Raw genomic sequence first — 24,967 nt, 5'->3', positions numbered from 1 at the left:
CTTGTCGATTGCCGAGATCAGATCTCGTCGATCGACGCGGCTTCGAAACGGCTGGAGATGTTGATGCCGAGCTCCTCCGCTGCGCGGAAGGCCTCGTCGTCGGTGTCCCGCAGGTTGACGGCGGTGCCGTCAGCCGAGAGCACCTCGACGTTCAGGCAGAGCGACTGCATCTCCTTCATGAGCACCTTGAAGGACTCGGGGATGCCGGGCTCCTGGATGTTCTCGCCCTTGACGATCGCCTCGTACACCTTGACGCGACCGAGGATGTCGTCGGACTTGATCGTGAGCAGCTCCTGCAGTGCGTACGCCGCACCGTAGGCCTCGAGAGCCCACACCTCCATCTCACCGAAGCGCTGTCCACCGAACTGCGCCTTACCGCCGAGCGGCTGCTGGGTGATCATCGAGTAGGGGCCCGTCGAGCGAGCGTGGATCTTGTCGTCGACGAGGTGGTGCAGCTTCAGGATGTACATGTAGCCGACCGAGACGGGTGCCGGGAACGGCTCGCCGGAGCGGCCGTCGAACAGCAGCGTCTTGCCCGACGAGTCGATCAGGCGCACGCCGTCGCGGGTCGGCAGGGTCGAGTCGAGCAGGCCCGAGATCTCGGACTCGCTGGCACCGTCGAACACCGGGGTCGCGACCTTGGTGTTCGGGGCGACGTCGCGACCGTTCTCCGGCAGCTGGGCGGCCCACTCGGGGTTGCCCTCCACCTTCCATCCGGTCTTGGCGATCCAGCCGAGGTGGGTCTCGAGCACCTGGCCGAAGTTCATTCGACCCGGGATGCCGAGCGGGTTCAGCACGACGTCGACCGGCGTGCCGTCCGACATGAACGGCATGTCCTCGACGGGCAGGATCTTCGCGATGACGCCCTTGTTGCCGTGGCGGCCGGCGAGCTTGTCACCTTCGGTGATCTTGCGCTTCTGAGCGATGTAGACCACGACGCGGCGGTTGACGCCCGAGCCCAGCTCGTCGTCGCCCTCCTCGGCGTCGAACTCCTTGACGGCGATGATGGTGCCCTGCTCACCGTGCGGAACCTTCAGGGAGGTGTCGCGAACCTCACGGCTCTTCTCGTTGAAGATGGCGCGCAGCAGGCGCTCCTCGGCGCTCAGCTCGGTCTCGCCCTTCGGCGTGACCTTGCCGACGAGGATGTCGCCGGGGCGGACCTCTGCGCCGATGCGGATGATGCCGCGCTCGTCGAGGTCCTTCAGCAGCTCAGGGCTGACGTTGGGGAGGTCACGGGTGATCTCCTCCTTGCCCAGCTTGGTGTCGCGGGCGTCGACCTCGTACTCCTCGATGTGGATCGACGAGAGAGTGTCGTCCTTCACCAGCTCCTGGCTGAGGATGATGGCGTCCTCGAAGTTGTGACCCTCCCACGGCATGAACGCGACGAGCAGGTTCTTGCCGAGCGCGAGCTCGCCGTTCTCGGTGGCTGGTCCGTCGGCGATGACCTCGCCGACCTCGACGCGCTCACCGGCGCTGACGATCACGCGCTGGTTGTACGAGGTGCCCTGGTTGGAGCGGTCGAACTTGCGCAGGTGGTACTCCTGCGTGCCGCCCTCGTCGAGCATGACGACCACGCGGTCTGCCGAGACCTCGCTGACGACACCGGCCTTGGCGGCGGTGATCACGTCGCCGGCGTCGATGGCGGTGTAGCCCTCCATGCCGGTGCCGACGAGCGGCGAGTCCGAGCGCAGCAGCGGCACGGCCTGACGCTGCATGTTGGCGCCCATCAGGGCGCGCTGAGCGTCGTCGTGCTCGAGGAACGGCACGAGCGAGGTCGCGACCGACACCATCTGGCGCGGCGAGACGTCCATGTAGCCGATCTCCTCGGGCAGGAACAGGTCGACCTCACCGCTTCCGCCGCGGGGGCGTGCCAGCACGTGGCTCTCGCGGAACTTGTTCTTCGCGTCGAGCGGCGCGTTCGCCTGAGCGATGTTGAAATCGACCTCCTCGGCTGCCGTGAGGTAGTCGATCTGGTCGGTGACGACACCGTCGACGACGCGACGGTACGGGGTCTCGATGAAGCCGAACGAGTTGATGCGAGCGAAGGTCGCCAGCGCACCGATCAGGCCGATGTTCGGGCCTTCCGGGGTCTCGATCGGGCACATGCGGCCGTAGTGGGAGGGGTGCACGTCGCGCACCTCGACGCCGGCGCGGTCGCGCGAGAGACCGCCGGGGCCGAGGGCCGACAGACGGCGCTTGTTGGTCAGACCCGCGAGCGGGTTGTTCTGATCCATGAACTGCGACAGCTGCGAGGTGCCGAAGAACTCCTTGATCGCAGCCACGACGGGACGCACGTTGATCAGGGTCTGCGGGGTGATCGCCTCGATGTCCTGCGTGGTCATGCGCTCGCGGACGACGCGCTCCATGCGCGACAGACCGGTGCGGACCTGGTTCTGGATCAGCTCGCCGACGGCGCGGATGCGGCGGTTGCCGAAGTTGTCGATGTCGTCGGTCGCGATGCGGATCTCGGCCTTCTTGCCGCCGCGGAGCCCAGAGAAGGTCTCGTCGCCGCGGTGCACGCGCACCAGGTACTTGATGGTCGCGACGATGTCGTCGACGGTCAGCACCGAGTCGGTGAGGGGAGCTGCGAGACCGAGCTTCTGGTTGATCTTGTAGCGACCCACCTTGGCGAGGTCGTAGCGCTTCGGGTTGAAGTAGAAGTTGTCGAGCAGCGAGCGCGCGGCCTCGGCGGCGACCTGCTCGCCCGGACGCAGCTTGCGGTAGATGTCGCGCAGCGCGTCTTCCTGGGTGAGGATCGTGTCCTTCGCCAGCGTCTCCTCGATCGAGGGGAAGCCGGCGAACTCGGCGAGGATCTGCTCGCTCGACATGCCCAGCGCCTTCAGGAAGACGGTGACGGACTGCTTGCGCTTGCGGTCGATGCGCACGCCGACCTGGTCGCGCTTGTCGATCTCGAACTCGAGCCACGCGCCGCGGCTGGGGATGACGCGAGCGGTGACGATGTCCTTGTCACTGGTCTTGTCGGGGGTCTTGTCGAAGTAGACGCCGGGCGAGCGGACGAGCTGCGAGACGACGACGCGCTCGGAGCCGTTGATGATGAACGTGCCCTTGCCGGTCTGCAGCGGGAAGTCGCCCATGAAGACCGTCTGGGTCTTGATCTCACCGGTGAGGTGGTTCATGAACTCGGCCTCGACGTACAGTGGGGCGGCGTAGGTCTTGCCGCGCTCCTTGCACTCGTCGATCGAGTACTTCTCGGGCTCGAGGTACGGGTTCGTGAACGAGAGCTGCATGGTCTCGCCGAGGTCCTCGATCGGGGAGATCTCTTCGAAGATCTCACCGAGACCCGAGACCTCGGAGACATCGCTGCGGCCGGCCTTCTTGGCCTCGGCGACGCGTGCCTTCCAGTCGTCGTTTCCGACGAGCCAGCCGAACGACTCGGTCTGCAGCGCGAGCAGGTCGGGGACCGTCAGCGTGTCGGAGATCTTGGCGAACGAGAGGCGGGAGACTCCGCGGCCGTTCTTGTTGGTGGTGGATGTGGATGCGTTGCGAGCAGCAGCCAAGGGAGTAACCTCCGTGAGCCCGGGCAGGGGCTGGTCGATTCCTAGACGTCGGTGGAGAACGCGCTCGAGAGCTCAACGAATGCCGACCACCATATGAGGGCACGGAGAAGCGAGCGCAACTACCAACTATACGCACGATTTCGCGACATGGCAAGCGGAATCCTTGACCAATGCCGGATGCTGGGGTATGAGCGACACTGCAGTATGCGCATCGTGCTGAAGTTCACCATCGACTGCGACGTCGAAAGCGCCTGGCGCGCACTGCATTCACCCCGCGTCGTCGGCGAGCTGTACGCTCCCCTGCTGCAGATGCGGCCGCTGCTGCCGCAGGCGCTGCCCGAGCGGTGGATGCCCGGCGACGAGGTGCCCGTGCGACTGGCCGCGTTCGGCCGCATCCCGGTCGGCACGCAGCTGATCCACATCAGCGACCGCACGGTCGATCGACCGGACGGCGCGGTGCGCATCCTCCGCGACAGCGGCATCCCGCTCACCGGCCCGCTCGCCGGACTCGACGTGTGGGACCACCAGATGGCGGTCTCCGCTCAGCCCGGCCGGCCCGACCGCACGCTGTGGCGTGACCGACTCACCTTCGGCGGACCGACCGCAGCGCTGCTGTGGCCGGTGCTGTGGCTCTCATGGCAGGCGCGCGCTCTGCGCGTGCGCGCGCTGGCGCGGCGCTGGGCGAGCGACCCCGGGCTGCGAGACTGAATCCGCCGCGTCAGGACGCGATGCCCAGCTCGTTGCCGGGGATGGATGCCAGCAGCCGGCGCGTGTACGGATGGCGGGGGTTCGTGAAGATCTCCTCCGAGCTCGCCGCCTCGACGAGCGCGCCGTCCTTCATGACGCACACGTAGTCGCTGATCAGACGCACCACCGCGAGGTCGTGCGAGATGAACAGATAGCTGAGTCCGTACTCCTTCTGCAGGTCGCCGAGCAGCGTGAGGATCTGATCCTGCACGAGCACGTCGAGCGCCGAGACCGGCTCATCGCAGACGATGAGGTCGGGTGAGAGCGCGAGGGCCCGGGCGATGGCGACGCGCTGACGCTGACCGCCGGACAGCTCCGACGGGTAGCGCTGCAGCATCGAGTGCGGCAGCGCGACGTCATCGAGCAGCGTCCGCACGCGCGCACGACGTTCGGCCCGGTTGCCGCGCTTGTAGAAGTCCAGCGGCTCGGCGATCAGCCGCTCGATCGTGAACATCGGGTTCAGGCTCGAGTACGGATCCTGGAAGACCGGCTGCACGCGCTGGCGGAACTCGCGCGACTGCGCGCGGTCGAGCCTGGCGATGTCGTTGCCCTCGAAGCGGATCGTGCCGGCGGTCGGCTCGATGAGCTTGAGCAGCATGCGCGCGGTGGTCGTCTTGCCCGAGCCGGACTCCCCCACGATCGCCACCGTCCTGCCGCGCGGGATCGCGAGCGAGACGTCGTCGACGGCGACGAAGTCCTCCGCCTGCCCGCGGATCGGGTAGACCTTGCGCAGCCCCTCGATCTCGACGATGTTGTCGGCTGGCTGCTCGGCTGCCGAGCCTGCCGAGCCTGCCGAGCCATACTTTCCATCCTGGGCCGCTGCGCCTGCCGAAGCGTCATACACCTCCGGCTGCAGCCGGGCAGCGGCGATCGACGGCGCCGCCTCCACCAGACTCTGCGTGTACGGGTGCTGCGGCGCCTCGAGGATCTGCCGCGCCGGGCCCTGCTCGACCGCCCGTCCGCGATGCATCACGACCACGCGCTGTGCGCGTTCGGCGGCGAGGCCGAGGTCGTGCGTGATCAGCAGCACGGCGGTGCCGAGCTCGCGCGTCATCTCGTCGAGCTGGTCGAGGATCGTCTGCTGCACCGTCACGTCGAGCGCACTGGTGGGCTCATCGGCGATGAGCAGGCGCGGCCGGCAGGCCAGCCCGATGGCGATGAGGGCTCGCTGGCGGAGACCCCCCGACAGCTCGTGCGGGTACTGCTTGGCACGACGTTCGGGGTCGGGAAGGCCGGCGGCCGAGAGTGCCTCGATGACCTTCTCGTGCACGTTGCCGCGGTTGGCGAGGCTGTGCGCGAGCAGCGTCTCGGCGACCTGCGTGCCGATCTTGGCGACGGGGTTGAGGTTCGACATCGGATCCTGCGGCACCATGCCGATGTCGCGTCCGCGGATCTTCCGCATCTCGCTCTCCGAGATGCCGACCAGCTCCCGCCCGTCGAGGGCGATGCTGCCGCCGGTGACACGCCCGCCCGAGGCGAGCAGGTCGATCACGGCCATGGCCGTGGTGGACTTGCCTGAGCCGGACTCGCCGACGATCGCGACGGTCTCGCCCGGGGCGATCTCGAGGTCGACACCTTCGACGGCGTGCACGACGCCGTCCATGGTGCTGAAGTCGACGGCCAGGTTCGACACCTGCAGCAGCGGCTGTCGCACGGCATCCGGATTCGTGTTCATCTTGTCGTTCCTCATCGCGCACGCGTCCGGGGATCCATGGCCTCGCGCAGCGCCTCGCCGAACAGTGTGAAGCCCAGCGCGGTCACGGCGATGCAGATGCCGGGCAGGAAGGCCAGCTGCGGTGCGATCGCGAGCTCGTTCTGCGCGTAGGTCAGCATCCGGCCCCACTCGGCCGTCTCGGGTCGTCCGCCGCCGAGACCGAGGAACGACAGCGCCGCCGCGTCGATGACTGCGGTGGCGAGCGTCAGAGTGCCCTGCACGATGACCGGGCCGATGGCGTTCGGCAGCACGTGCGACATGGTGATGCGGCCGCGGCCGAGACCGAGGGTCTGCGCCGAGAGCACGTACTCCGCCGAGCGCTGCTGCAGCATCGACGCACGCAGCAGGCGGGCGAAGATCGGCACCTGGGATGCTCCGATGGCGATCATCACCGCCGACGGAGTCTGCCCGAGGATCGCGGCGATCGACACCGCCAGCAGCAGGTTGGGCACCGAGAGGATGATGTCGACGATGCGCATGATCAGCGTGTCGACCCAGCCGCCGAAGGTGCCGGCCAGAAGTCCGAGCACCATGCCCCCGACCAGTCCGAGGGCGGTCGAGACCACACCGACGAGCAGCGACGCCTGCGCGCCCCAGATGAGCTTCGACAGCACGTCGCCGCCGAAGCGGTCGAGGCCGAGCGGGAACCCGTCGATCTCTCCGATCCCGGGGATGCCGGTGGGTGTGATGTACTCGGTGCCCGGCAGCGCACGCTCCGGATAGGGCGCGAGCAGCGGCGCCAGCGCCGCGACCAGCAGGAACAGCAGCACGATCACGGCCCCGAACCACGCGGCCGGGTTGCGGCGCAGGCGTCGGAACACGTCGCGCCAGAAGCCGCCGCCCGACGTCAGATCGGCCTGTGCGACGGCGACGGTGTCGAGCACCGCGCCGCCCTGTGCGGGTGGGAGCACTGCGCTCATCACTGAACCCTCACTCTCGGATCGATCAGGCTGTACGACACGTCGACGGCCAGGTTGATCAGCGCGTACGCGATCGCGATGAAGATGATGAAGCCCTGCAGCACGGGGAAGTCGCGCGCGAAGATCGACTGCGCGAGGAACGACCCGATGCCGGGATAGGCGAACACCGTCTCGGTGAGCACCGCGCCCGAGATCAGCAGGCCGGTCTGCAGGCCGATCGTGGTGATCACGGGAAGCATCGCGTTGCGCAGGATGAACCGGTTGCGCAGGGTCGAGGGTGCCACGCCCTTCGCCTTGCCGGTGCGGACGTAGTCGGCGTTCTGCACCTCGAGCACACTGGCCCGGGTGATGCGCACGATGATCGCCAGCGGGATGGTGCCCAGCGCGAGCGCCGGCAGCAGCAGATGCAGGATGGCATCCCACGACGCGTCGAACTCGCCGGTGATGATGCCGTCCCAGACGTAGAAGCCGGTCACGTGCGTGGCGTTGATCCGCGGGCTCTGGCGGCCGTCCGAGGGCAGCCAGCCGAGTTGCACGGCGAAGATGTATTTCAGGATGAAGGCCAGGAAGAACACCGGGATGGTGATTCCGATCAGGCTGAAGATCACCGCGCTGTGGTCGGTCCACTTGCCGTGGCGGCGAGCCGCCCAGTAGCCGAGCGGGATGCCCACGCCGACCGCGAAGATGAGCGCCGCGACGCTGAGCTCGATCGTGGCCGGGAAGCGGCGGAAGAACTCCTCCACGACGGGCCTGGAGGTGACGATCGATGAGCCGAAGTCACCCTGCAGCAGTCTGCCGATCCAGGTGACGTACTGCTCGATGAGCGGCCGGTCGAAGCCGTACAGCTGGTTGACCTGCTCGATCGCGGAAGGTGTGGCCTTCTCGCCGAGCAGGGCGACCGCGGGTCCGCCGGGAAGGGCGCGGACCCAGGCGAACAGCAGGATGCTGAGGCCGAAGAGCGTGGGGATGAGCAGCAGCAGCCGCTTGCCGATAGTTCGCAGCACGAAGTTCTCCGTCGGTGCGCGTCGTCCGCCCCGGACCTCACAGGTCCGAGGCGGACGACGCGGCGGGCATCACTTGGTGAGGACGATCTCCGAGAAGACCTCGTCGTTCACCGGGCTGGCCGGGTAGCTCTTCACCCGCTTGTCGAACGCGAGCGTCGGTGCCGGGTGCGCCAGCGGGACGCCCGGGATGAACTCCGCGACGTCCTCGTTGATCTTCTCGTACGCCTTCGTCTGGTCGTCGAGGTTCGAGATGCCGCGGGCATCCGCCAGCTCCGAGAACAGCTCCGGGTTGTCGAAGCCCCACTCCGCGCTCTTCTGTCCGAAGAACACGCCGACGAAGTTGTCGGTGTCGTTGTAGTCGCCGGTCCAGCCCAGCAGGTGGATGCCGTGGTCGGGCGTGCTGGAGATCTTCTCCAGGTAGTCCGGGCTCCAGGCGTCGGTCTGCGGGTTGACCTTCACACCTGCCTCCTCGAGCTGCTTCGCCAGCACCGTGAAGATCTGCTCAGGGTTGGGCATGTACGGACGCGACACGTTGACCGGGTAGTTGAAGGTCAGCGTGAGCGGCTTGTCAGCCGTGTAGCCGGCCTCCTCGAGCATCGACTTCGCCTTGGCGGGGTCGTACTCGAAGGTCGTGACGTCCTTGTTGTAGCCGGTGACCACCGGCGGCACGAACTGCGTGGCCTTCTCGGTACCCTCGGGCAGCACCTGCTTGATGAGCGCGTCCTTGTCGATCGCGTACGAGAGTGCCTCGCGCACCTTGATGTCCTGCAGCTCGGGCACAGCCTGGTTGAAGCCGAGGTAGAGGACGGTGAACGGCTTGCGCGACACCATGGTGAAGCCCTTCTCCTCGAGGGCCTTGGTGTCGGCCGGGCCGACCAGGTCGTAGCCGTCGATGTCGCCCGCTTCGAGCGCCTGGCGCCGAGCGGTCGGGTCGTCGATCACGCGGAAGATGACCTCGTCGATCTGCCCCTGCTCACCCCAGTAGTCGCCGAAGGCCTTGAGCGTGACGTTCTCGCCCGGAGCCCACGAATCGAACTGGAACGGCCCGGTGCCGGCGGGGTGCGCCTTGGCGTACTCCGACAGCGTCGGCGCCGCAGCCGTGCCGCCGACCTCGTCGGCCTTGAACTCCTCGAGCGCCGACGGGCTCTGCATGCTGAACGCCGGCAGCGACAGTGAGGCGATGAAACCGGCGAACGGCTTGTTCAGCTCGATGGTGACCTTGTCGTCACCGTCGGGCGTGCACGACTTGTAGACGGCGTCGGCCGCGTTCGACGCGTAGCCGCGGAAGAGCTTGTTGTAGTAGTAGCCGAGCGCTTCGGAGGCGAGCAGATCGGTCCAGTTGTACCAGCGGTCGAAGTTGAAGCACACCGCTTCGGCGTTGAACGGCGTGCCGTCGTGGAACTTCACCCCGGTCTTCAGGTCGAACGTGTGGGTCATGCCGTCTTCGGACGACTCCCACGACTCGGCGAGCAGCGGTGCCGGGTCTGCGGTGCCGGGCTCGGTGCCGACCAGTCCCTCGAAGATCTGACGCGAGACGCGGAAGGTCTCGCCGTCCTGCGCGAGCGCGGGGTCGAGGCCCTGCGGGTCGGATGACGCGGCGAAGACGAAGGTGCTGTCGACGTCACCGGAGGACTTCGAGCCGTTGTCGTCGTCGCGCTGGCTGGCGACGCAGCCGGTCAGCAGCATTGCTGCGACGGCGGTGCCGGCGGCGAGTGCGATACCTCGCCTGCGGGTGCTGTGGAGCATGGTGTGCCTCTCTGTGAATGCTTCCTCGCATGAATCGGATGCCCCATCGCATCCGCACATGATGTCTTGACGCTACTCAGCGCCTCGGCGATCGCCAAACTTTTGCATGTTGCGATCCGGTATCGGGTCGGCCCGGGGCGGGCGCTGTAGGGTCGGATGCCATGACGCGCACCCCCGTCGCTCAGCACGCCCCGCACCGCACACCCTCGGCATGGGGGTCGGCGCTGCGGATGCTGGGCATCGGCCTCGCCGTCGTGTCGGTCTCGGCGCTCGGGATCGGCGGGTTCCTCGCCGCGGATCTCACTCTTCGGGTGAATCAGGGTGCGGTCGATCTGGAGGACGCGCCGGAGGTCGCTCCCCCGTCGCTGGCGGCGTACCCGGGCGAATTCGCGATCCTCCTCGTCGGAACGGACGAGTGCGGTGAGGTGTCGACGCAGAAGCTCGGTCCCCGGTGCGTCGGCGAAGACGGCGTCCGCAACGATGTCAACCTGCTCGTGCACGTCTCAGCCGAACCGCGCAAGGTGAGCGTCGTCTCGTTGCCGCGCGACCTGATGCTCGAGGTGCCCGAGTGCACCCGTGAGGACGGCTCGGTGGCATCCGCGTCATCCTCCGCGGCGATCAACACCGTCTTCGAGCGGGCCGGGCTGTCGTGCGTGGTGAAGTCGGTCGCCGCGTTGAGCGGAATCGACATCGGCTTCGCCGCGAAGCTCAGCTTCGACGGCGTCATGAAGATCACCGACGCGATCGGCGGCGTCGAGATCTGCATCGGCGGCACGGGCATCCGCGACCGCGACACCGGGATCGACTGGCCTCCGGGGCTGCGCACCGTGTCGGGTTACGACGCGCTGCAGTTCATCCGGGTGCGCAAGGGGATCGGCGACGGCAGCGACCTCGCCCGCATCTCCAACCAGCAGCAGTACATGTCGCGTCTGGCCAAGAAGATCCTCAGCAGCGAGACCCTCACCGACGTGCCCAAGGTGCTGCGCCTCGCGAATGTCGTCGCCGACAACGTCGAGCCCAGCAGGGAGCTCGCCAACCCGGTGCGGCTCGCACAGCTCGGGCTCGCGCTGAAGGACGTCCCGTTCGACGAGTTCAAGTTCCTGCAGCTGCCCACCGTCGAGGCCCCGTCCGACCCGGACCGGGTCGTGACCGATGAGAGCGCCGCGGAGCCGATGTGGGCGGCGATCCGCACCGGCGAGTCGATGCAGATCACCGGCGAGGCCAGCAATCACGGCGGTGTGGTCGCCGAGGACGCGACGGCGTCGCCCGCGGCGCCGGAGGCGTCAGCCCCTGCATCCGAGGCGCCGAGCCCCGCACCGTCTGCGACGGAGGGCGTCGTGCTGTCGGAGCAGATCAGCGGCATAGATCTGAACCAGCAGACCTGTTCGGGGGGCAAACGGCGCTGACGGTTATCCTCCGCCGCGAACACGACCAAGCGACCTGCACCCCACAGACCGCACGACATAGGAGATGAGCATGGGACGAGCACGCGCGCGGGATGCGGCGAACCCGCAGGTGCGCCTCGAGCACGGCGGGATCGCCGAGGTGGCGCCGAGCGAGTTCGCCAGCGGATTCGAGCTGATCGTCGACGGCACGCCGCAGTCGCATGTCGACCTCGATGATCCGACCCACCTGCACTTCGAGTACATCGTGCGGATGGGCGCGGTGATCGATCAGCTCGGCTCGTCGGCATCCGCCCCGCTCAGCGTCGTGCACCTCGGCGCGGGAGCCCTGACCATCCCCCGCTACATCGAGGCGACCCGGCCGGGGTCGCGCCAGCAGGTGATCGAGCTGGAGGGCCCGCTGGTGACGCTCGTGCGCGAGCACCTGCCTCTGCCGCGGTCGGCGGCGATCCGCATCCGGATCGGCGACGCGCGCGAAGGGCTGCAGCGGCTGCCGCCCGCGCTCACCGGACGCTGCGATCTCGTCGTCTCGGACGTGTTCTCGGGCGCGCAGACGCCCGCGCACCTGACCAGCGTCGAGTTCTACCGCGAGATCGCCGACCTGCTCGCGCCGTCGGGCGTGCTGCTGGTGAACGTCGCCGACGGGCCGGGGCTCGCGTTCGCCCGCCGTCAGGTGGCGACGGCGACGAGCGTGTTCGACGAGGTCGCGCTGCTCGCCGACACACAGGTGCTGAAGGGCCGGCGGTTCGGCAACCTCGTGCTGGCCGCGTCTCGCGCTCCGCTGCCGACCGAGTGGCTGCCCCGGCTGCTGGCCGCGGGCCCGCATCCGGCGAAGATCGCCCAGGATGCCGAGGTCGCGGCGTTCGCGCAGGGCGCGGCGATCGTCACCGACGCGGATGCCGTGGCATCCCCCCGCCCCGACGCGAGCATCTTCCTGCGCTGAGGCTCGGCGAGCGGGTCGATCCCGCCGTCTCAGGGCGAGCCTCGACCCGGTTCTCAGGTCGGCGAGGCAGACTGGGACGACGGTCGCAGAAGGGAGCCAGCAGTCGTGAATTTGATCCAGGGTTACGACCCAGAAACCCTCCGGGAGCTGGTGGATCCGCGCGAGTGCCTGGCCCGCCTGACCGAGATCGAGAATCAGCGCAGCCTGCCTGTGCTGCTCGAGCGCGTGTGGCTGCTGAAGGTGCTCGACCGGCTCGACGAGGCGCTCGAGCTCGCCGCTGAGACGGTGCGTCAGGCTCGCATGGCCGGAACTCGCAAAGACCTGCTGCGCGCCCGCGTGCTGCATGCCACAGTGCTGCAGAACCGGGGCGCGAACGCGGCGGCGGCGCAGGAGCTCGCGACGTGCGCCAACGAGGCCGAGGGGCAGGGCTGGGCGGGAATCGCCGCCTTCGCGCATCAGCACCACGGCAAGAACGCGTACGAGGTGCGGGACTTCGAGCAGGCGCGTGAGAGCTTCAAGCGCTCGCTGTTCCTGCGCCGCGAGGCAGGCGCCGACGACTCGGATCTCGAGAAGGCGCTGCGCGCCATCGAGGCCGCCGAGCGTCGTAGCGCGATGGAAGCCGACGCGTTCGTCTAGAGCCGATGTCGGCGCCTGGTCTTACTCTGATCACATGGCCGATCTGAATCGCGTCCGCGTCTGGGGAGACGCGCTGATCCGGATGCACCTCGACGAATCGTGGTCGTTCGACTTCGACAACGCCAAGCGCCGTGCGGGGCTGTGCGACTACCAGCGGCGACGCATCTCGGTGTCGCGCTATCTCGCCGCCCGGTTCGACGACGACGAGATCCATCAGACCCTGCTGCACGAGGTCGCCCACGCGCTGGCGGGTCACGCGGCGGGCCACGGCCCGGTATGGAAGCGCATCGCCCGGTCGCTGGGATACGTCGGCGGAGCCACCCATCACGGCGAGACGGCGACCGAGCTCGCCCCGTGGATCGGGCAGTGCCCCTCGGGTCACGTCGCATATCGTCATCGCCGCCCGGCGCGCGAGACGTCGTGCGCGAAGTGCTCTCGCCGCTTCGACCGGCGCTTCCTGTTCGAGTGGCGCCGTCGCGAGATCACCGCCGCCGATCGGCTCGCCGCGCAGCTGCCCCGCTGAGCCGCGCGAAACGCAGGACTTCGCCCGGAACGCAGGATCGCCTCGCGGCATCCATCCTGCGTTTCAGGTGATCCCCTGATTTTCAGGCGGCTACGGGAGTCAGTCTGCGGCGCGCGATGAGCGATAGCGTCGCGCGAGAAGGGCGATCAGCCGCCAGCCGAGCAGCAGGGCGGCGAGCACCAGCGAGGCGACGATGATGAACGGGGTCTCGGCGGTGTCGCCGGTGGCGATGCGCAGCAGCATCCCTCCGGCCACCGTCACGATCCAGACGATCACGCCCCAGCCCAGCGTCCACGGTCGTCGCGGGCGGGCGGGAACGAACGCGGCGAGGCCGTGCCCGATGAGGAGCGCGATGAGGAACGGCCAGGCCGTGAGCAGGAATCCGAGCGGATTCTCATCATGCGATGCGCGGCCGATCGCCGCGAACACGAGCACGAACACGGCGTCGACGATGACCGCGGGGAGAAACCTCATGTTCCGACCCTATGCCGCCGCATGCCGGCGCTGCCGATGCCGCGCGGCGTCATCGCCCTGTGTCGGGAATCCCAGACCGAACCGGATGCCCGCGGCGCGCCGCCCTCGCGACATGCGAGCCACGACCGAACGGCCTGAGACTTCCGAGGGTGCCGTCAGCTGAACCGCTCGAACACGCCCTCGCGCAGCACCGGGACAGTGTCGACCGCATCCAGTTCCGCCGCCTCGGCGGTGGTCGCCGGACGCACACCGGCAGCCTGCATGCGGGCGGTGGATGCCACGCCGTCGACCAGCTCGCGACCGGAGGCGCTGCCGATGAGCATGTGCCGCAGTCCTGGTCTCAGCGCGCGGAACGCCTCGGCCGCCGCAGCCGCCTCGGGCGACGAGTGGTCGATGCCGAGGTCGCACAGTGCGGCGATGATCGCCCCTGCGCCGAGCTGGTCCTCCACCGCGAAGCGCAGCTCACCGGTGGGTGCGAGCTCGCCCGCCGCGATGATCGACACCGAGGCGCGGGCGCCCTGGCGCTCCTGCACGGTCACCACCGCGCGGGCGGTCGCGGCCGCATTGCGGGTGCCGCCGACCAGGACGGTCGCGGGACGGGCATCCGGGCCGGCCGGAGCCGACGCGGCCGTGGCGACCGCCGCGCCGTTCGTCGACCACGACACGGCATCCGTCAGCGCGATCCGCTGCCCGGCGGCCACCGCGTCGGCGAGTGTGGACGAGAAGCGGAGCACGTCGACGACGATCACGACGTCGGCGGGCGCGAGGCGCGCGAGCCCCTGCGTTCCCCAGTCGAGGCGCACCTGGTACGAGGACTGATCGAACGGGGAGGGCATCCACCAAGCCTAATCCGGGAACCGAACTCAGTCGGCGGCGAGCGCCTCGACCGGAGCGACCCGGGTCGCCAGCCGAGTCGGGGTCACGGCAGCGACGACGGTCAGCACGGCGGTCGCGCCGACGATGATCGCCACGGGGATCCACGGCACCGCGGGGTACACGAGCCCGGCCGGCTCGAAGTCGGGCAGCACGGGCACCGATCCGAGCAGCGACTGCGCGGCGATCCAGCCGTAGGCGATGCCGAGGACGAGACCGGTCAGGGTCGCGGCGACCGTGATGTGCACCGCCTCGAGCAGCACCATCCGGCGCACCTGGGTCGAGGTCAGGCCGATCGCGCGCAGCAGCCCCAGTTCGCGGCGGCGCTGCACCACCCCGATGGTGAGCAGGTTGACCAGGCCGACGGCAGCGATCACCGCAGACACGGCGACCAGCACCATCATGATGCTCGCGAACGCGTCCATCGGAGCGAAGAAGCCCTCGACGAACTCCCCCTCGCTCTGGCGCAGCAGCAGCGCCTTGACCGACTCGAGAGCGACGGCGAACATCGTCACCAGCGCCACCCCCATGACCACGCCGATGGCCATGCGGCTCGACCGCTCGGGATGCCGCAGCGCGTTCTCCGCCGCGAGTCGGGCGGTCGGCCCTGCGCCGAACAGCCGCCCGACCAGGCGCAGCACCGGCGGCATGAACAGCGGCGACGCGGTCGCCAAGCCGGTGAACGAGAACAGTCCGCCGAAGAACGCCACGACCACACCGAGCGGTGTGACGAGACCGAGCAGCACACCCGCGACGAGGAGCGCCACTCCGGCCACGATCAGCACCAGGGCTCCGACGTGCTTGCCGCGACGGCTCACCTCTTCGTCGTGCGTGCGCTCGACCGAACCGCCGAGCGCCTGCAGCGGGGTGACGGTGAGCACGCGCCGCGAACCGATCCAGGCGGCGAGCCATGTCGTCAGCGCCACGCCCACCACAGGGAAGAGCACCCCGAGCTGCACAAGGGTGAAGTCGTCGGAGGCGCCGTCGAGCACGGCATCGCCGACCATCATCCCGAGTGCCGAGAAGCCGACGCCGATCACCAGACCGATTCCCGCGCCGATCAGGCCGACCACGAACCCCTGCCCGGTGACCTCGGCACGCTGCGAGCGAGCCGAAGCGCCGATCAGGCGCAGCAGAGCGATGCGCCGCGTGCGCCCGGCGATGATCGTCGAAAAGGTGTTCGCGGTGACGATCGCCGCCACGTACATCGCGACCCCGACCAGCAGCACCGACAGGATGGCCACGACGATCGCGAGCACCTCGCTGTCGCCGATGAACGGATCGGACTGCAGCACCGCGCCGATGTAGGCGGTCACCTCGACGAGGATCACGCCGAAGGCGGCGGCGAGCGCCGACACGAGAACGGTGGCTCCCATCCCCCGCTCGCGCAGCCAGCCGAGGCGACCCGCGGCCGGGCGGTTCTGCTCGAGACGCGACATCGTCGCTGCAGACGCGCTCACGCCGCCACCTCCGCGGCGAGCATGTGCGCGGCGATCTGCTCGGCGGTCTGCTTCGGGTGGTCGGCGGTGATGCGGCCGTCACCGAGGAACAGCACGCGGTCGGCGTGACTCGCGGCGATCGCGTCGTGCGTCACCATCGCGATCGACTGTCCGTGCTCGCGGCTCGCGCTCGCGAGCAGCCCGAGCACCTCTCGTCCGCTGCGGGAGTCGAGGTTCCCGGTCGGCTCGTCGGCGAAGACGAGGTCGGGAGCGGTGGCGAGCGCGCGGGCGATCGCGACGCGCTGCTGCTGTCCGCCCGAGAGCTCGTGCGGCCGGTGCGTGAGTCGGGATGCCAAGCCGAGGCGCTCCACGAGACCGTCGATGCGCGCCCGCTCGATGACTGTCGGCCGGCGCCCGTCGAGCTCGAAGGGCAGCAGGATGTTGCCGAGCGCGTCGAGGGTGGGTACGAGGTTGAACGCCTGGAAGATGAACCCGACGCGACGACGGCGCAGAACGGTCATCTCCAGGTCGCCGAGGCCGGTGATCTCGGTGTCTCCGATCCATGCGCGTCCCTCGGTGGGGGCGTCGAGGCCGGCCATGATGTGCATGAGGGTGGACTTGCCCGATCCGGACGGGCCCATGATCGCAGTGAACTGACCGCGACGGATGCCGACGCTGACGTCATCGAGCGCGCGGACGCCGGCGGCTCCGGCTCCGTAGGTCTTGGTGAGGTGCTGGACGCGAGCGGCGAGGCCGAGGTCCGAGGTGGTGATCTCCATGCTTCGACGCTATTTTCCGGGCCTGCCTCGGCACATCGGCCCCGGGGTGGCATCCGGATACATCGCGAGGATGATCCGCGGCGGCCGTCGGCGTACGTCGTGTCAGGCGAGGCCGTGCTCGAAGGCGAAGACGACCAGCTGCACGCGGTCGCGGAGGCGCAGCTTGCCGAGGATGCGGCTGATGTGGGTCTTCACGGTCGCTTCGCTGAGGAATTCGCGCGCCGCGATCTCGGAGTTCGACAGTCCCCGCGCGGCAAGGGCGAAGATCTCGCGCTCGCGGTCGGTGAGATCGGCGTACTCCGGAGGCACCGGTTTCGTCTCGGCGGTGAAGTGCGCGAACAGCTCGCGGGTGGCGGATGCCGCGATCACACTCGATCCGGACTTGACTGTGCGGATGGCTGCGAGCAGGAACTCGGGGTCGGCGTCCTTGAGCAGGAACCCGCTGGCTCCGCGCTGGATCGCCCGCGCCGCCGCTTCGTCGAGGTCGAAGGTGGTGAGCATGACGACCCGCGGCGGGTCGGGCTGGGCGAGCAGCTCGGCGGCGGCCGTCAGGCCGTCCATCACAGGCATCCGGATGTCCATCAGCACCACGTCGGGGCGAGTGCGGGCGATGACCTCGAGCGCCTCCCTGCCGTCACCGGCTTCGCCGACGACATCCATGTCGGGCTGCGACGAGACGAGCATCCGCACGCCCGCGCGGAACAGCGCCTGATCGTCGACGAGCACGACCCTGATCATCTGGACCTCCTGGTCGTCTTCGGCCACTCAGTTCGCCGAGGGGCCGATCGGAAGCGTAGCGCGCACCGTGAACCAGGCCGGTTCATGTTGCACCGTAAGCGATCCGCCGGCCAGCTGCGCACGCTCGCGCATGCCGATGAGTCCATGCCCGCCGGTGTTGGCGGGTGGCCCGCCCGGCATGGCCTGCTTCGACGGCGGGATGCGGTTGCGCACGGCGACCTCGACCCGATCCGCGAACCACGACAGACGCACATCGACATCGCCCCCGCCGTGGCGGATCGCGTTGGTGAGCGCCTCCTGCAGGATGCGGTAGACGGCGAGCTGGATCGCCCCCGGTGGCTCAGCCGGCGGCATCGGGTCGACCGTCACCCGCGGCTCGACGCCGGCCTGCCGCACCTGGGCGAACAGGGCTTCGAGGTCGGCGAGCGTGGGCTGCGGGCCGTCTCCCTGCCGATGACGCAGCTGGGTGAGCAGCATCCGCACATCCGACAGCGCGCCACGTGCGGTCTGCGCGATCGTGACCAGCGCCTCCTGAGCGAGCTCGGGCTTCGCTGCCGCGGCGTAGCGCGCACCGTCGGACTGCGCGATGACCACGGCGAGGGAGTGCGCCACGATGTCATGCATGTCGCGGGCGATGCGCACCCGCTCCTGCTCTTCGGCAGCGGCTCTCTCGGCGCGCTGCTGCGCCTCGCGGTTCGCGCTGCTCTGCCGCACCAGCCGCCACAGCAGGCCGGCACCCCAGGCCAAGGCCAGCGACAGCACGATTGTCAGGCCCATGGTCACACTGAGCAGAAGCAGGCGCATCTCGATGGGCGCGGGGGCCGTGATCGTGCCGAAGTCGTACTGCAGGAGGCCGATGTAGAGACCGCCGAGCACTCCCCCACCGACGGCCGAGGCTCCGCCGAGCCAGAGCATCTGCTTCGTGCCCCAGGCGGATGTGGCGAAGAGCACCCCGAAGATCGCCACGTCGACCGGCCCCGGTGGCAGCCCCGCGGCCATCTGCAGGAGCGCCCCTGCCCAGGCCAGGATCAGGGCGATCGGCGGCGTCAGGCGGCTGATCGCCACGGCGCCCCAGACCAGCAGCGACACGACGACGAGCGCGACTGTCGCGCGAGTGTCTGACAGCCAGAAGCTCATCTGTCCGGCGCTGAAGGTCAGCGAGAGCGGCAGCGTGATCAGCAGGCCGACGATCGCCCCGACGATGTCGAGTGCGAGCCAGGTCGTCGGGATGCGGCGGATCACCCCTTCACGCTACGGGAGCGCGAGGCGTGGCGCGTCCGCCTGCAGATGTATCCCGGTGCGTCGCGTCCCCTCATCCCTCGCCGCGGGACTGGGCCCGAACGGCCGCCTCCGAGCGTCCAGAGGCAGCCAAATGGGACCTGCGGAGGGGGACCTCGAGCTCAGTCGCGGGCCATCCGGCGCAGAATCTCGCGGTCGGGCTTGCCGGATGCCAGGGTGGGCAGCTCGGGAGAGACTTCGAGCTGGGCGGGACGCGCGTGCGGGCCGATCTCGGCCGAGACGAGAGCACGGGCCTCCTCGAACATCTCCTCGACATCGCCGATGCCGGCGGCGAGGAAGATGACGGATGCCTCTCCCCAGCGCTCATCCGGCATGCCGACGACGACCGCCTGCTCCAGGCCTGGGATGCCGCGGACGATCCGCTCGACGCGGTCGAGTGACACGTTGATGCCGCCCGACACAATCACGTTGTCGATCCGGCCGGTGACGGCGAGACGTCCGTCCTCCCCGATCGTGCCCGCGTCCCCGGTGCGGTACCACCGGTCGCCGTCGAGGGCGGTGATGAACACCTGCTCTGTGCGCTCGGCGTCGCCGAGGTATCCGTCGGCGAGCATGGGTCCGCTGATGCGCACCTCGCCGCCGACCTCGGCCAGTCGCACGCCGTCGAGCGGGATGCCGTCGTACACGCATCCGCCTGCGGTCTCACTCGAGCCGTAGGTGCGCACGATCCGCGCGCCCGCCGCGACGGCACGCGCGCGCAGCGGCTCGGGCAGCGCCTGGCCTCCGACGAGGATCGCCCGATACGACCCGAGCGCGGCGCGCACCTCGGGTCGTGACTCCGTCGCGTCGAGCAGCGTGGCCAGCTGGGCCGGCACGAACGAAGTGAAGCGGTGCACGTCGTCGCGCATCCGCTCCGTCGCGTCGACGAACGAGTCGACCGTGAACCGACCGTCGAGCAGCACCGGCTCGTGGCCGGCGAGCAGCGAACGCGCGAGCACCTGCACGCCGGCGATGTACGCAGCGGGCAGCGCGAGCATCCACTGCCCCGAGCCGATCCGTGCGGCGGTCGCAGTCGCGCTCGCGCTCAGTGCAGCGGCACTGAGCACGACCCGTTTCGGGATCCCACTCGAGCCGGAGGTCGCGATGACGACGGCGGTTCCGTCGGGCACGAGGTCGCCGGGCGACGGCTCGAAGCCGAGGGCCAGCGGGCTCGATCCGTCGAGCGTGGCCGGCAGAGCATGCCGCACCGCGGCGGCGTCCGTGCCGTCGGTCACCCGCAGACTCACGCCGGCCATGAGCTCAGAAGTGATACGGGAAGGGCGACCAGTCCGGGTCGCGCTTCTGCAGGAACGAGTCGCGGCCTTCGACGGCCTCATCGGTGCCGTATGCGAGGCGGGTGGCCTCGCCGGCGAACACCTGCTGCCCGACGAGCCCATCGTCGACGGCGTTGAAGGCGAACTTCAGCATCCGGATCGCGGTGGGCGACTTGGTCAGGATCGTGCGGGCCATCGCCAGCGCCTCCCGCTCGAGGTCGGCATGCGGCACGACGCGGTTCACCGCACCCATCTCGTAGGCGCGCTGCGCTGAGTACTCCTCGGCGAGGAAGAACACCTCGCGGGCGATCTTCTGCCCCGTCTGGCGCGCCATGTACGCCGAGCCGTAGCCGGCGTCGAAGCTGCCCACGTCGGCATCCGTCTGCTTGAACCGGCCGTGCTCGGCGCTCGCAATGGTGAGATCGCACACGACGTGCAGCGAGTGTCCGCCACCGGCGGCCCACCCCGGGACGACGGCGATGACGACCTTGGGCATGAACCGGATCAGCCGCTGCACCTCGAGGATGTGCAGACGCCCGGCGCGCGCAGTGTCGTGCACCTCGGTCGTGGACTCGCTGTACTTGTATCCGTCGCGGCCGCGGATGCGCTGGTCGCCGCCCGAGCAGAACGCCCAGCCGCCGTCCTTCGGGCTCGGGCCGTTGCCGGTGAGCAGCACGGCGCCGATGCGGGGAGCCTGCCGAGCGATGTCGAGGGCCCGGTAGAGCTCGTCGACCGTGTGCGGGCGAAACGCGTTGCGCACCTCGGGCCGGTCGAACGCGATGCGCGCGACTCCCCCGTCGCGCGACACGTGCGCGGTGATGTCGGTGTAGTCCTCGGCACCGGGCGCGAGCTGCCACTCGGACGGGTCGAAGATGTCGGAGACGAAGTCGGCGGTCACGGCTCTCAGCCTAATCAACCGCCGGACAGGTGCGACCGGACCCCCATGGTCGGCTCGCGTACGATCGTGGCGTGCGCCTGACAACTCACCTCCGCCGTTCCGTGCTCGCTCTCACCGCCGCTGCGGCGCTCGCCCTGACGGGCTGCGCGTCGAATCCGGATGCCGCAGATTCGGGCTCATCGGGCCCCGCGCCGTCGTCGTCCGCGACCGAGGCATCCGGAACCTGCTCCTATCCAGAAGACGGGCGCCCGGCGTCGAAGAAGGTCGACGCGCCCGCTGCTGAGCCTTCCGAGACCGCCGAGGTGCCCATCACGGTCGCGACGGGTGTCGGCCAGCTGAAGATGACGCTCGACGCGGCGAAGACGCCGTGCACCGTGAACAGCTTCCTCTCACTCGCCGAGCAGGGCTATTTCGACGGCACGACCTGCCACCGCCTCACCACCGACGGCATCTTCGTGCTGCAGTGCGGCGACCCGAGCGCCAAGGGAACGGGTGGCCCGGGCTACTCGTTCGCCGACGAGCTCGACGGGTCGGAGACGTATGAGGCCGGCACGCTCGCGATGGCGAACGCCGGGCCCGACACGAATGGCTCCCAGTTCTTCATCGTCTACGCCGACAGCCAGCTGCCGCCGAACTACGCCGTGTTCGGTCACCTCGACGAGGCATCCACCGCGGTCGTGGCCGACGTCGCCGCCGCCGGAACCGCCGACGGCGGATCCGACGGAGCTCCGAAGACCCCCGTCGTGATCGAGAGCGTCACGACGGGCTGACCCCGGCATCCGCCGCCGCCCCGGCGCTTTCTTCTGCGCCGAGACCCCCACTTCTGCGCCGAGACCCCCACTTCGGAACGTCCGCAGGTGGGGGTCTCGGCGTTATCCGGAGGTCTCGACATCTGGGGGTCTCGACGCTCGCGGGTGGGTGCGAACGCGTGGGGGCGAACGCCGGCGGGAGGGCGGCCGCGGATCAGCGGGCCAGGCGGGCGCGGGCGGCCTTGCGCCAGCCGTCGATCATGTCGCCGAGCGTGATGCCCACGATCGCGAAGCCGGTGAGAACCGCGAGCACGATCAACGCGTCGTCATTCACGCCGTTGCCCGCGAACACCTCGTCGACGAAGCGCGGGTTGTACAGCGCACCCCGCACGAGAGCGGTCAGCCCGAGCACCATCACGACTGCGGCCAGCGCCGCGTTGATCCACGCGAAAGTCATAGTCCAATGTCCGCGGGCGTGGACGGCGATCGCAAGCGCCGCCTCGGCGACCAGCAGGGCGAGCAGAGCGCCGATGCCCCAGGGCCACAGAGCGGGGTTGAGAATCGACAGCGGCTCGCCCGCGGAGGGCGCCCAGCCGCGCAGCTGGTCCCACAGCACCGCCCCGGCGAACAGCGCGAGCATGACCAGCGAGACGATCAGGTCGGCGCGACCGGTGCCGTCGTGCGGGTCTTCGGGCAGCTGGTCGAGGCTCCACTTCGCGCCGGCGTCGGCGCCGGTGCGCTCGAGCACGAAGAAGACCAGAGTGGTCCAGAACGACACGTGCACGATCACCGAGAGCACGACGACGATCGCCTCGCCGATGATCTCGCCGATTCCCGCACCCGCCAGCGCCTGCGCGATCGCGACCCCGCCGAAGGAGCAGGCGGGCACGACGGCGAGCAGGATCTTCAGCAGCCGCCACCAGGTCAGGTAGTACTTCGGCCCGATCAGGTGCAGCGGCCGGTCGGCGTACCCGGCGGCGAGCGCCGCGGGGTCACCCAGCTCGGTGAGCACGGCATGCTCGGCGTGCTCGAGCGGCTCGCCGTTCTCAGTACGCGCATCGACGGCATCCGCGATCGAGGCGCGCAGTTCGTCGCGCACCTCCGTCTGCAGTCCCGCGGGAAGGCTGCGCACGGTGGCGGCGATGTACCGGTCGGTCAGTGTGGCGGTCATGTCAGTTCTCCTCGTCGCGGAGCGCGGCGGTCGCGGCGGCGATGGCCGCGACCTCCTGAGTCAAGGTCGTGGCGAGGCGGACGCCCGCCTCGGAGGTGCGGTAGAACTTGCGAGGCCTCGCCTCGTCGGTGTTCCACTCGCTGTCGAGATAGCCCTGCTTCTCGAGTCGGCGCAGCAGCGGGTAGAGCGTGTTCGCGTCGGTGGGGAAACAGGCGGATGCCAGCTGCTCGAGCAGCCCGTACCCATAGCCCGGGGTGCGCAGCAGCTGCAGGCTGGCGAGCACGATCGTGCCGCGCCGCAGCTCCTGCAGATGACCGTCGAACTCGTTCTCGCTCATGTCGATCACTATATTGTGTAATACACACCATTGTCAATGACATATTGATGCCCAACGCCTCGAGTAGAGAGCGTCCGGGCGGGACCCCGTGCAGGCATGATGGACGCATGACACCGCCGCTCGCCGACCTGCTCGCCACCGCCCGGGTGGTCGCCCTGCCAATGAACACCCGCTTCCGCGGCGTCGACGTGCGCGAGGCGGTGCTGTTCGAGGGCCCGCAGGGCTGGGCGGAGTTCTCCCCCTTCGTCGAGTACGCGGATGCCGAGGCCACGACCTGGCTCTCCGCGGCCATCGACTTCGCCTGGCACGAGCAGCCCGCGCCTCTTCGCGACCGGGTCCCCGTCAACGCCACCGTGCCCGCCGTCGAGGCGGCGCGCGTGCCGGAGGTGCTCGCCCGGTTCGACGGATGCCGCACCGCCAAGGTCAAGGTGGCCGAACACGGCCAGGTGCTCGCCGACGACATCGCCCGCGTGTGCGCCGTGCGCGAGCAGATGGGGCCCGAGGGCCGGATCCGCATCGACGCGAACGCCGGCTGGAACGTCGACGAGGCCGAGCGCGCGATCCACGCCCTGGCGGAGTTCGATCTGGAGTACGCCGAGCAGCCCTGCGCGTCGGTCGGCGAGCTCGCGGATCTGCGTCGCCGCGTGAAGCACATGGGCATCCCGATCGCGGCCGACGAGAGCATCCGCAAGGACGACGACCCGCTGGCCGTCGCGCGGGCCCGTGCCGCGGACCTGATCGTCATCAAGGCGCAGCCGCTCGGCGGCATCCGGCGCGCGCTCGACATCGTCGCCCACGCCGGCCTGCCGGCGGTCGTCTCGAGCGCGCTCGACACCGCGGTCGGTCTGTCACAGGGCGCGGCGCTGGCGGCATCCCTCCCGGCACTCGAGTTCGACTGCGGACTCGGCACCGCGTCGCTGTTCGCCGACGACGTCGCCGACGCGCGCCCGGTGGGCGGGTCGGTGTCGGCCGCGCGGGTGATTCCGGATGCCACGGCGCTGGCGCGCCTGGAAGCGCCGACCGACCGGCGCGAGTGGTGGCTGGCGCGACTGGAACGCTGCCACGCCGTGCTGGATGCCCGCGGCGACGACTAGGCCCGGATCAGCTCGACCATCCGGCCGAGGGCCTCGCTGCCCGCGCGGCGCAGGCGGTGGGAATCGTCGCCGTTCATAGCGCTGCGCACGCTCATCCCCTCCCACACGATCATCAGCAGCCGGGCCGCCTCCTCCGCGTCGATGCGCAGGGCGATCTGCCCGGACTCGACGATCTCCTGGATGATCGCGACGATGCTGTGCATCATCTCGTTCTCCTGCGCGAGGTAGGCCGCGGCGAACGACGGGTCGCGCAGCGCGCGGATGCGGATCTCGCTCATCATCATCACGCCCATGCGGTCGTCGGCCCCGGAGTCCATGATCTGCTGCACGAGGTCGGCCGGGTCGCAGTCGTCGATGGCGTTCTCGCCGACGAGGGCCGAGACGCGCTCGCGCACGGCCTGCAGGCGGGCCTCACCGACCGAGGCGGCGAGCTCGAGGAACAGGGCGTCCTTCGAGTCGAAGTTCGAATAGAACGCGCCGCGGGTGAAGCCCGCCCGCTCGCAGACCGCCTCGACGGTGGCACCCTCGAGACCGACCTCGGCGAACACCTGCGCAGCCGCCTCGAGCAGGCGCGCGCGGGTGTTCTCACGGCTCCGCGTCGTCGACATCGACTCCTCCTTCACATCGGGCGCACAGCATCCGGCACCCCGATGCCCTTACGATACATCTACGTATTCAATACATCTGTGTATCGAGATTCTGCGGAGGC

Annotated in this window: 23 protein-coding genes; 7 read left to right on the top strand and 16 right to left on the bottom strand. The window is 69.3% G+C overall.

What is annotated here, in order from left to right:
* Positions 1–17: 17 nt before the first annotated feature.
* Entirely contained in the window at positions 18–3,518 is a 3,501-nt protein-coding gene (gene rpoB, locus ACWGSM_RS06835; RefSeq protein WP_452322178.1) for a DNA-directed RNA polymerase subunit beta, read from the bottom strand.
* A 204-nt stretch (positions 3,519–3,722) separates the two neighbouring features.
* Between rpoB and ACWGSM_RS06830 the strand changes: the two genes are divergently transcribed.
* On the top strand, positions 3,723–4,226 hold the full coding sequence (locus tag ACWGSM_RS06830; RefSeq protein ID WP_452322177.1) for a hypothetical protein: 504 nt from the start codon (positions 3,723–3,725) through the stop codon (positions 4,224–4,226).
* Positions 4,227–4,236: 10 nt separating this feature from the next.
* Here ACWGSM_RS06830 and ACWGSM_RS06825 read toward each other — a convergent pair whose 3' ends face one another.
* The 4 genes from ACWGSM_RS06825 to ACWGSM_RS06810 form a co-directional block, all read right to left on the bottom strand.
* Entirely contained in the window at positions 4,237–5,955 is a 1,719-nt protein-coding gene (locus tag ACWGSM_RS06825; RefSeq protein ID WP_452322176.1) for an ABC transporter ATP-binding protein, read from the bottom strand.
* Positions 5,952–6,899 carry an ABC transporter permease gene (locus ACWGSM_RS06820; protein WP_452322175.1) on the bottom strand — a complete coding sequence of 316 codons (948 nt, stop codon included), beginning with the start codon at positions 6,897–6,899 and terminating at the stop codon, positions 5,952–5,954. Before ACWGSM_RS06820 ends, ACWGSM_RS06825 begins: the two co-directional genes overlap by 4 nt.
* Positions 6,899–7,903: an ABC transporter permease gene (locus tag ACWGSM_RS06815; RefSeq protein WP_452322174.1), complete on the bottom strand. Its 1,005-nt coding sequence runs from the start codon at positions 7,901–7,903 to the stop codon at positions 6,899–6,901. Before ACWGSM_RS06815 ends, ACWGSM_RS06820 begins: the two co-directional genes overlap by 1 nt.
* A 69-nt stretch (positions 7,904–7,972) precedes the next feature.
* Positions 7,973–9,649 (bottom strand): ABC transporter substrate-binding protein, encoded by a 1,677-nt coding sequence (locus ACWGSM_RS06810; RefSeq protein ID WP_452322173.1) that lies wholly within the window; start codon positions 9,647–9,649, stop codon positions 7,973–7,975.
* Between the two features lie 161 nt (positions 9,650–9,810).
* Here ACWGSM_RS06810 and ACWGSM_RS06805 point away from each other — a divergent pair, with 161 nt between their 5' ends.
* The 4 genes from ACWGSM_RS06805 (at position 9,811) to ACWGSM_RS06790 (ending at position 13,154) form a co-directional block, all read left to right on the top strand.
* Positions 9,811–11,055: an LCP family protein gene (locus ACWGSM_RS06805; protein WP_452322172.1), complete on the top strand. Its 1,245-nt coding sequence runs from the start codon at positions 9,811–9,813 to the stop codon at positions 11,053–11,055.
* A 70-nt stretch (positions 11,056–11,125) separates the two neighbouring features.
* Positions 11,126–11,995 (top strand): spermidine synthase, encoded by an 870-nt coding sequence (locus ACWGSM_RS06800; protein ID WP_452322171.1) that lies wholly within the window; start codon positions 11,126–11,128, stop codon positions 11,993–11,995.
* Between the two features lie 105 nt (positions 11,996–12,100).
* On the top strand, positions 12,101–12,631 hold the full coding sequence (locus ACWGSM_RS06795) for a hypothetical protein (RefSeq protein ID WP_452322170.1): 531 nt from the start codon (positions 12,101–12,103) through the stop codon (positions 12,629–12,631).
* 34 nt (positions 12,632–12,665) lie between these two features.
* Complete coding sequence (locus ACWGSM_RS06790) at positions 12,666–13,154, top strand: SprT-like domain-containing protein (protein WP_452322169.1); 489 nt, start codon at positions 12,666–12,668, stop codon at positions 13,152–13,154.
* 99 nt (positions 13,155–13,253) lie between these two features.
* On the opposite strand, the gene ACWGSM_RS06785 is transcribed toward ACWGSM_RS06790, so the two are convergent.
* From ACWGSM_RS06785 to ACWGSM_RS06750, 8 genes are all read right to left on the bottom strand, one after another.
* Positions 13,254–13,628 carry a DUF3054 domain-containing protein gene (locus ACWGSM_RS06785; RefSeq protein WP_452322168.1) on the bottom strand — a complete coding sequence of 125 codons (375 nt, stop codon included), beginning with the start codon at positions 13,626–13,628 and terminating at the stop codon, positions 13,254–13,256.
* A gap of 155 nt (positions 13,629–13,783) precedes the next feature.
* Complete coding sequence (locus ACWGSM_RS06780) at positions 13,784–14,464, bottom strand: 2-phosphosulfolactate phosphatase (RefSeq protein WP_452322167.1); 681 nt, start codon at positions 14,462–14,464, stop codon at positions 13,784–13,786.
* A 27-nt stretch (positions 14,465–14,491) separates the two neighbouring features.
* Positions 14,492–15,940 (bottom strand): FtsX-like permease family protein, encoded by a 1,449-nt coding sequence (locus ACWGSM_RS06775; RefSeq protein WP_452322320.1) that lies wholly within the window; start codon positions 15,938–15,940, stop codon positions 14,492–14,494.
* A 17-nt stretch (positions 15,941–15,957) separates the two neighbouring features.
* Positions 15,958–16,719 (bottom strand): ABC transporter ATP-binding protein, encoded by a 762-nt coding sequence (locus tag ACWGSM_RS06770; protein WP_452322166.1) that lies wholly within the window; start codon positions 16,717–16,719, stop codon positions 15,958–15,960.
* A 102-nt stretch (positions 16,720–16,821) separates the two neighbouring features.
* Positions 16,822–17,457, bottom strand: a complete 636-nt coding sequence (locus ACWGSM_RS06765; protein WP_452322165.1) for a response regulator — start codon at positions 17,455–17,457, stop codon at positions 16,822–16,824.
* A 27-nt stretch (positions 17,458–17,484) separates the two neighbouring features.
* Positions 17,485–18,699: a sensor histidine kinase gene (locus tag ACWGSM_RS06760; protein WP_452322164.1), complete on the bottom strand. Its 1,215-nt coding sequence runs from the start codon at positions 18,697–18,699 to the stop codon at positions 17,485–17,487.
* A gap of 158 nt (positions 18,700–18,857) precedes the next feature.
* Complete coding sequence (locus ACWGSM_RS06755; RefSeq protein WP_452322319.1) at positions 18,858–19,982, bottom strand: AMP-binding protein; 1,125 nt, start codon at positions 19,980–19,982, stop codon at positions 18,858–18,860.
* Between the two features lie 13 nt (positions 19,983–19,995).
* Positions 19,996–20,907, bottom strand: a complete 912-nt coding sequence (locus ACWGSM_RS06750; protein ID WP_452322163.1) for a 1,4-dihydroxy-2-naphthoyl-CoA synthase — start codon at positions 20,905–20,907, stop codon at positions 19,996–19,998.
* Positions 20,908–20,978: 71 nt separating this feature from the next.
* Here ACWGSM_RS06750 and ACWGSM_RS06745 point away from each other — a divergent pair, with 71 nt between their 5' ends.
* Entirely contained in the window at positions 20,979–21,677 is a 699-nt protein-coding gene (locus tag ACWGSM_RS06745) for a peptidylprolyl isomerase (protein ID WP_452322162.1), read from the top strand.
* Positions 21,678–21,870: 193 nt separating this feature from the next.
* Here ACWGSM_RS06745 and ACWGSM_RS06740 read toward each other — a convergent pair whose 3' ends face one another.
* Together ACWGSM_RS06740 and ACWGSM_RS06735 are read right to left on the bottom strand one after the other, a co-directional pair.
* The gene (locus tag ACWGSM_RS06740) at positions 21,871–22,827 is read right to left on the bottom strand and encodes a permease prefix domain 1-containing protein (RefSeq protein ID WP_452322161.1); all 957 of its coding nucleotides are present in this window, start codon (positions 22,825–22,827) and stop codon (positions 21,871–21,873) included.
* Between the two features lies 1 nt (position 22,828).
* A complete protein-coding gene (locus ACWGSM_RS06735; protein WP_452322160.1) occupies positions 22,829–23,164 on the bottom strand; it encodes a PadR family transcriptional regulator in 336 nt (111 codons plus the stop codon).
* A gap of 107 nt (positions 23,165–23,271) precedes the next feature.
* Between ACWGSM_RS06735 and ACWGSM_RS06730 the strand changes: the two genes are divergently transcribed.
* Positions 23,272–24,258: an o-succinylbenzoate synthase gene (locus ACWGSM_RS06730; RefSeq protein ID WP_452322159.1), complete on the top strand. Its 987-nt coding sequence runs from the start codon at positions 23,272–23,274 to the stop codon at positions 24,256–24,258.
* Here the strand turns inward: ACWGSM_RS06730 and ACWGSM_RS06725 are convergent.
* Positions 24,255–24,866 carry a TetR/AcrR family transcriptional regulator gene (locus ACWGSM_RS06725; RefSeq protein WP_452322158.1) on the bottom strand — a complete coding sequence of 204 codons (612 nt, stop codon included), beginning with the start codon at positions 24,864–24,866 and terminating at the stop codon, positions 24,255–24,257. The genes ACWGSM_RS06730 and ACWGSM_RS06725 overlap by 4 nt on opposite strands.
* Positions 24,867–24,967: the final 101 nt, after the last annotated feature.

Source organism: Microbacterium sp. NPDC055521 (genome assembly GCF_053619695.1).
The sequence above is the reverse complement of the archived record's forward strand: the minus strand, read 5'-3'. Positions and strand labels throughout refer to the sequence as shown.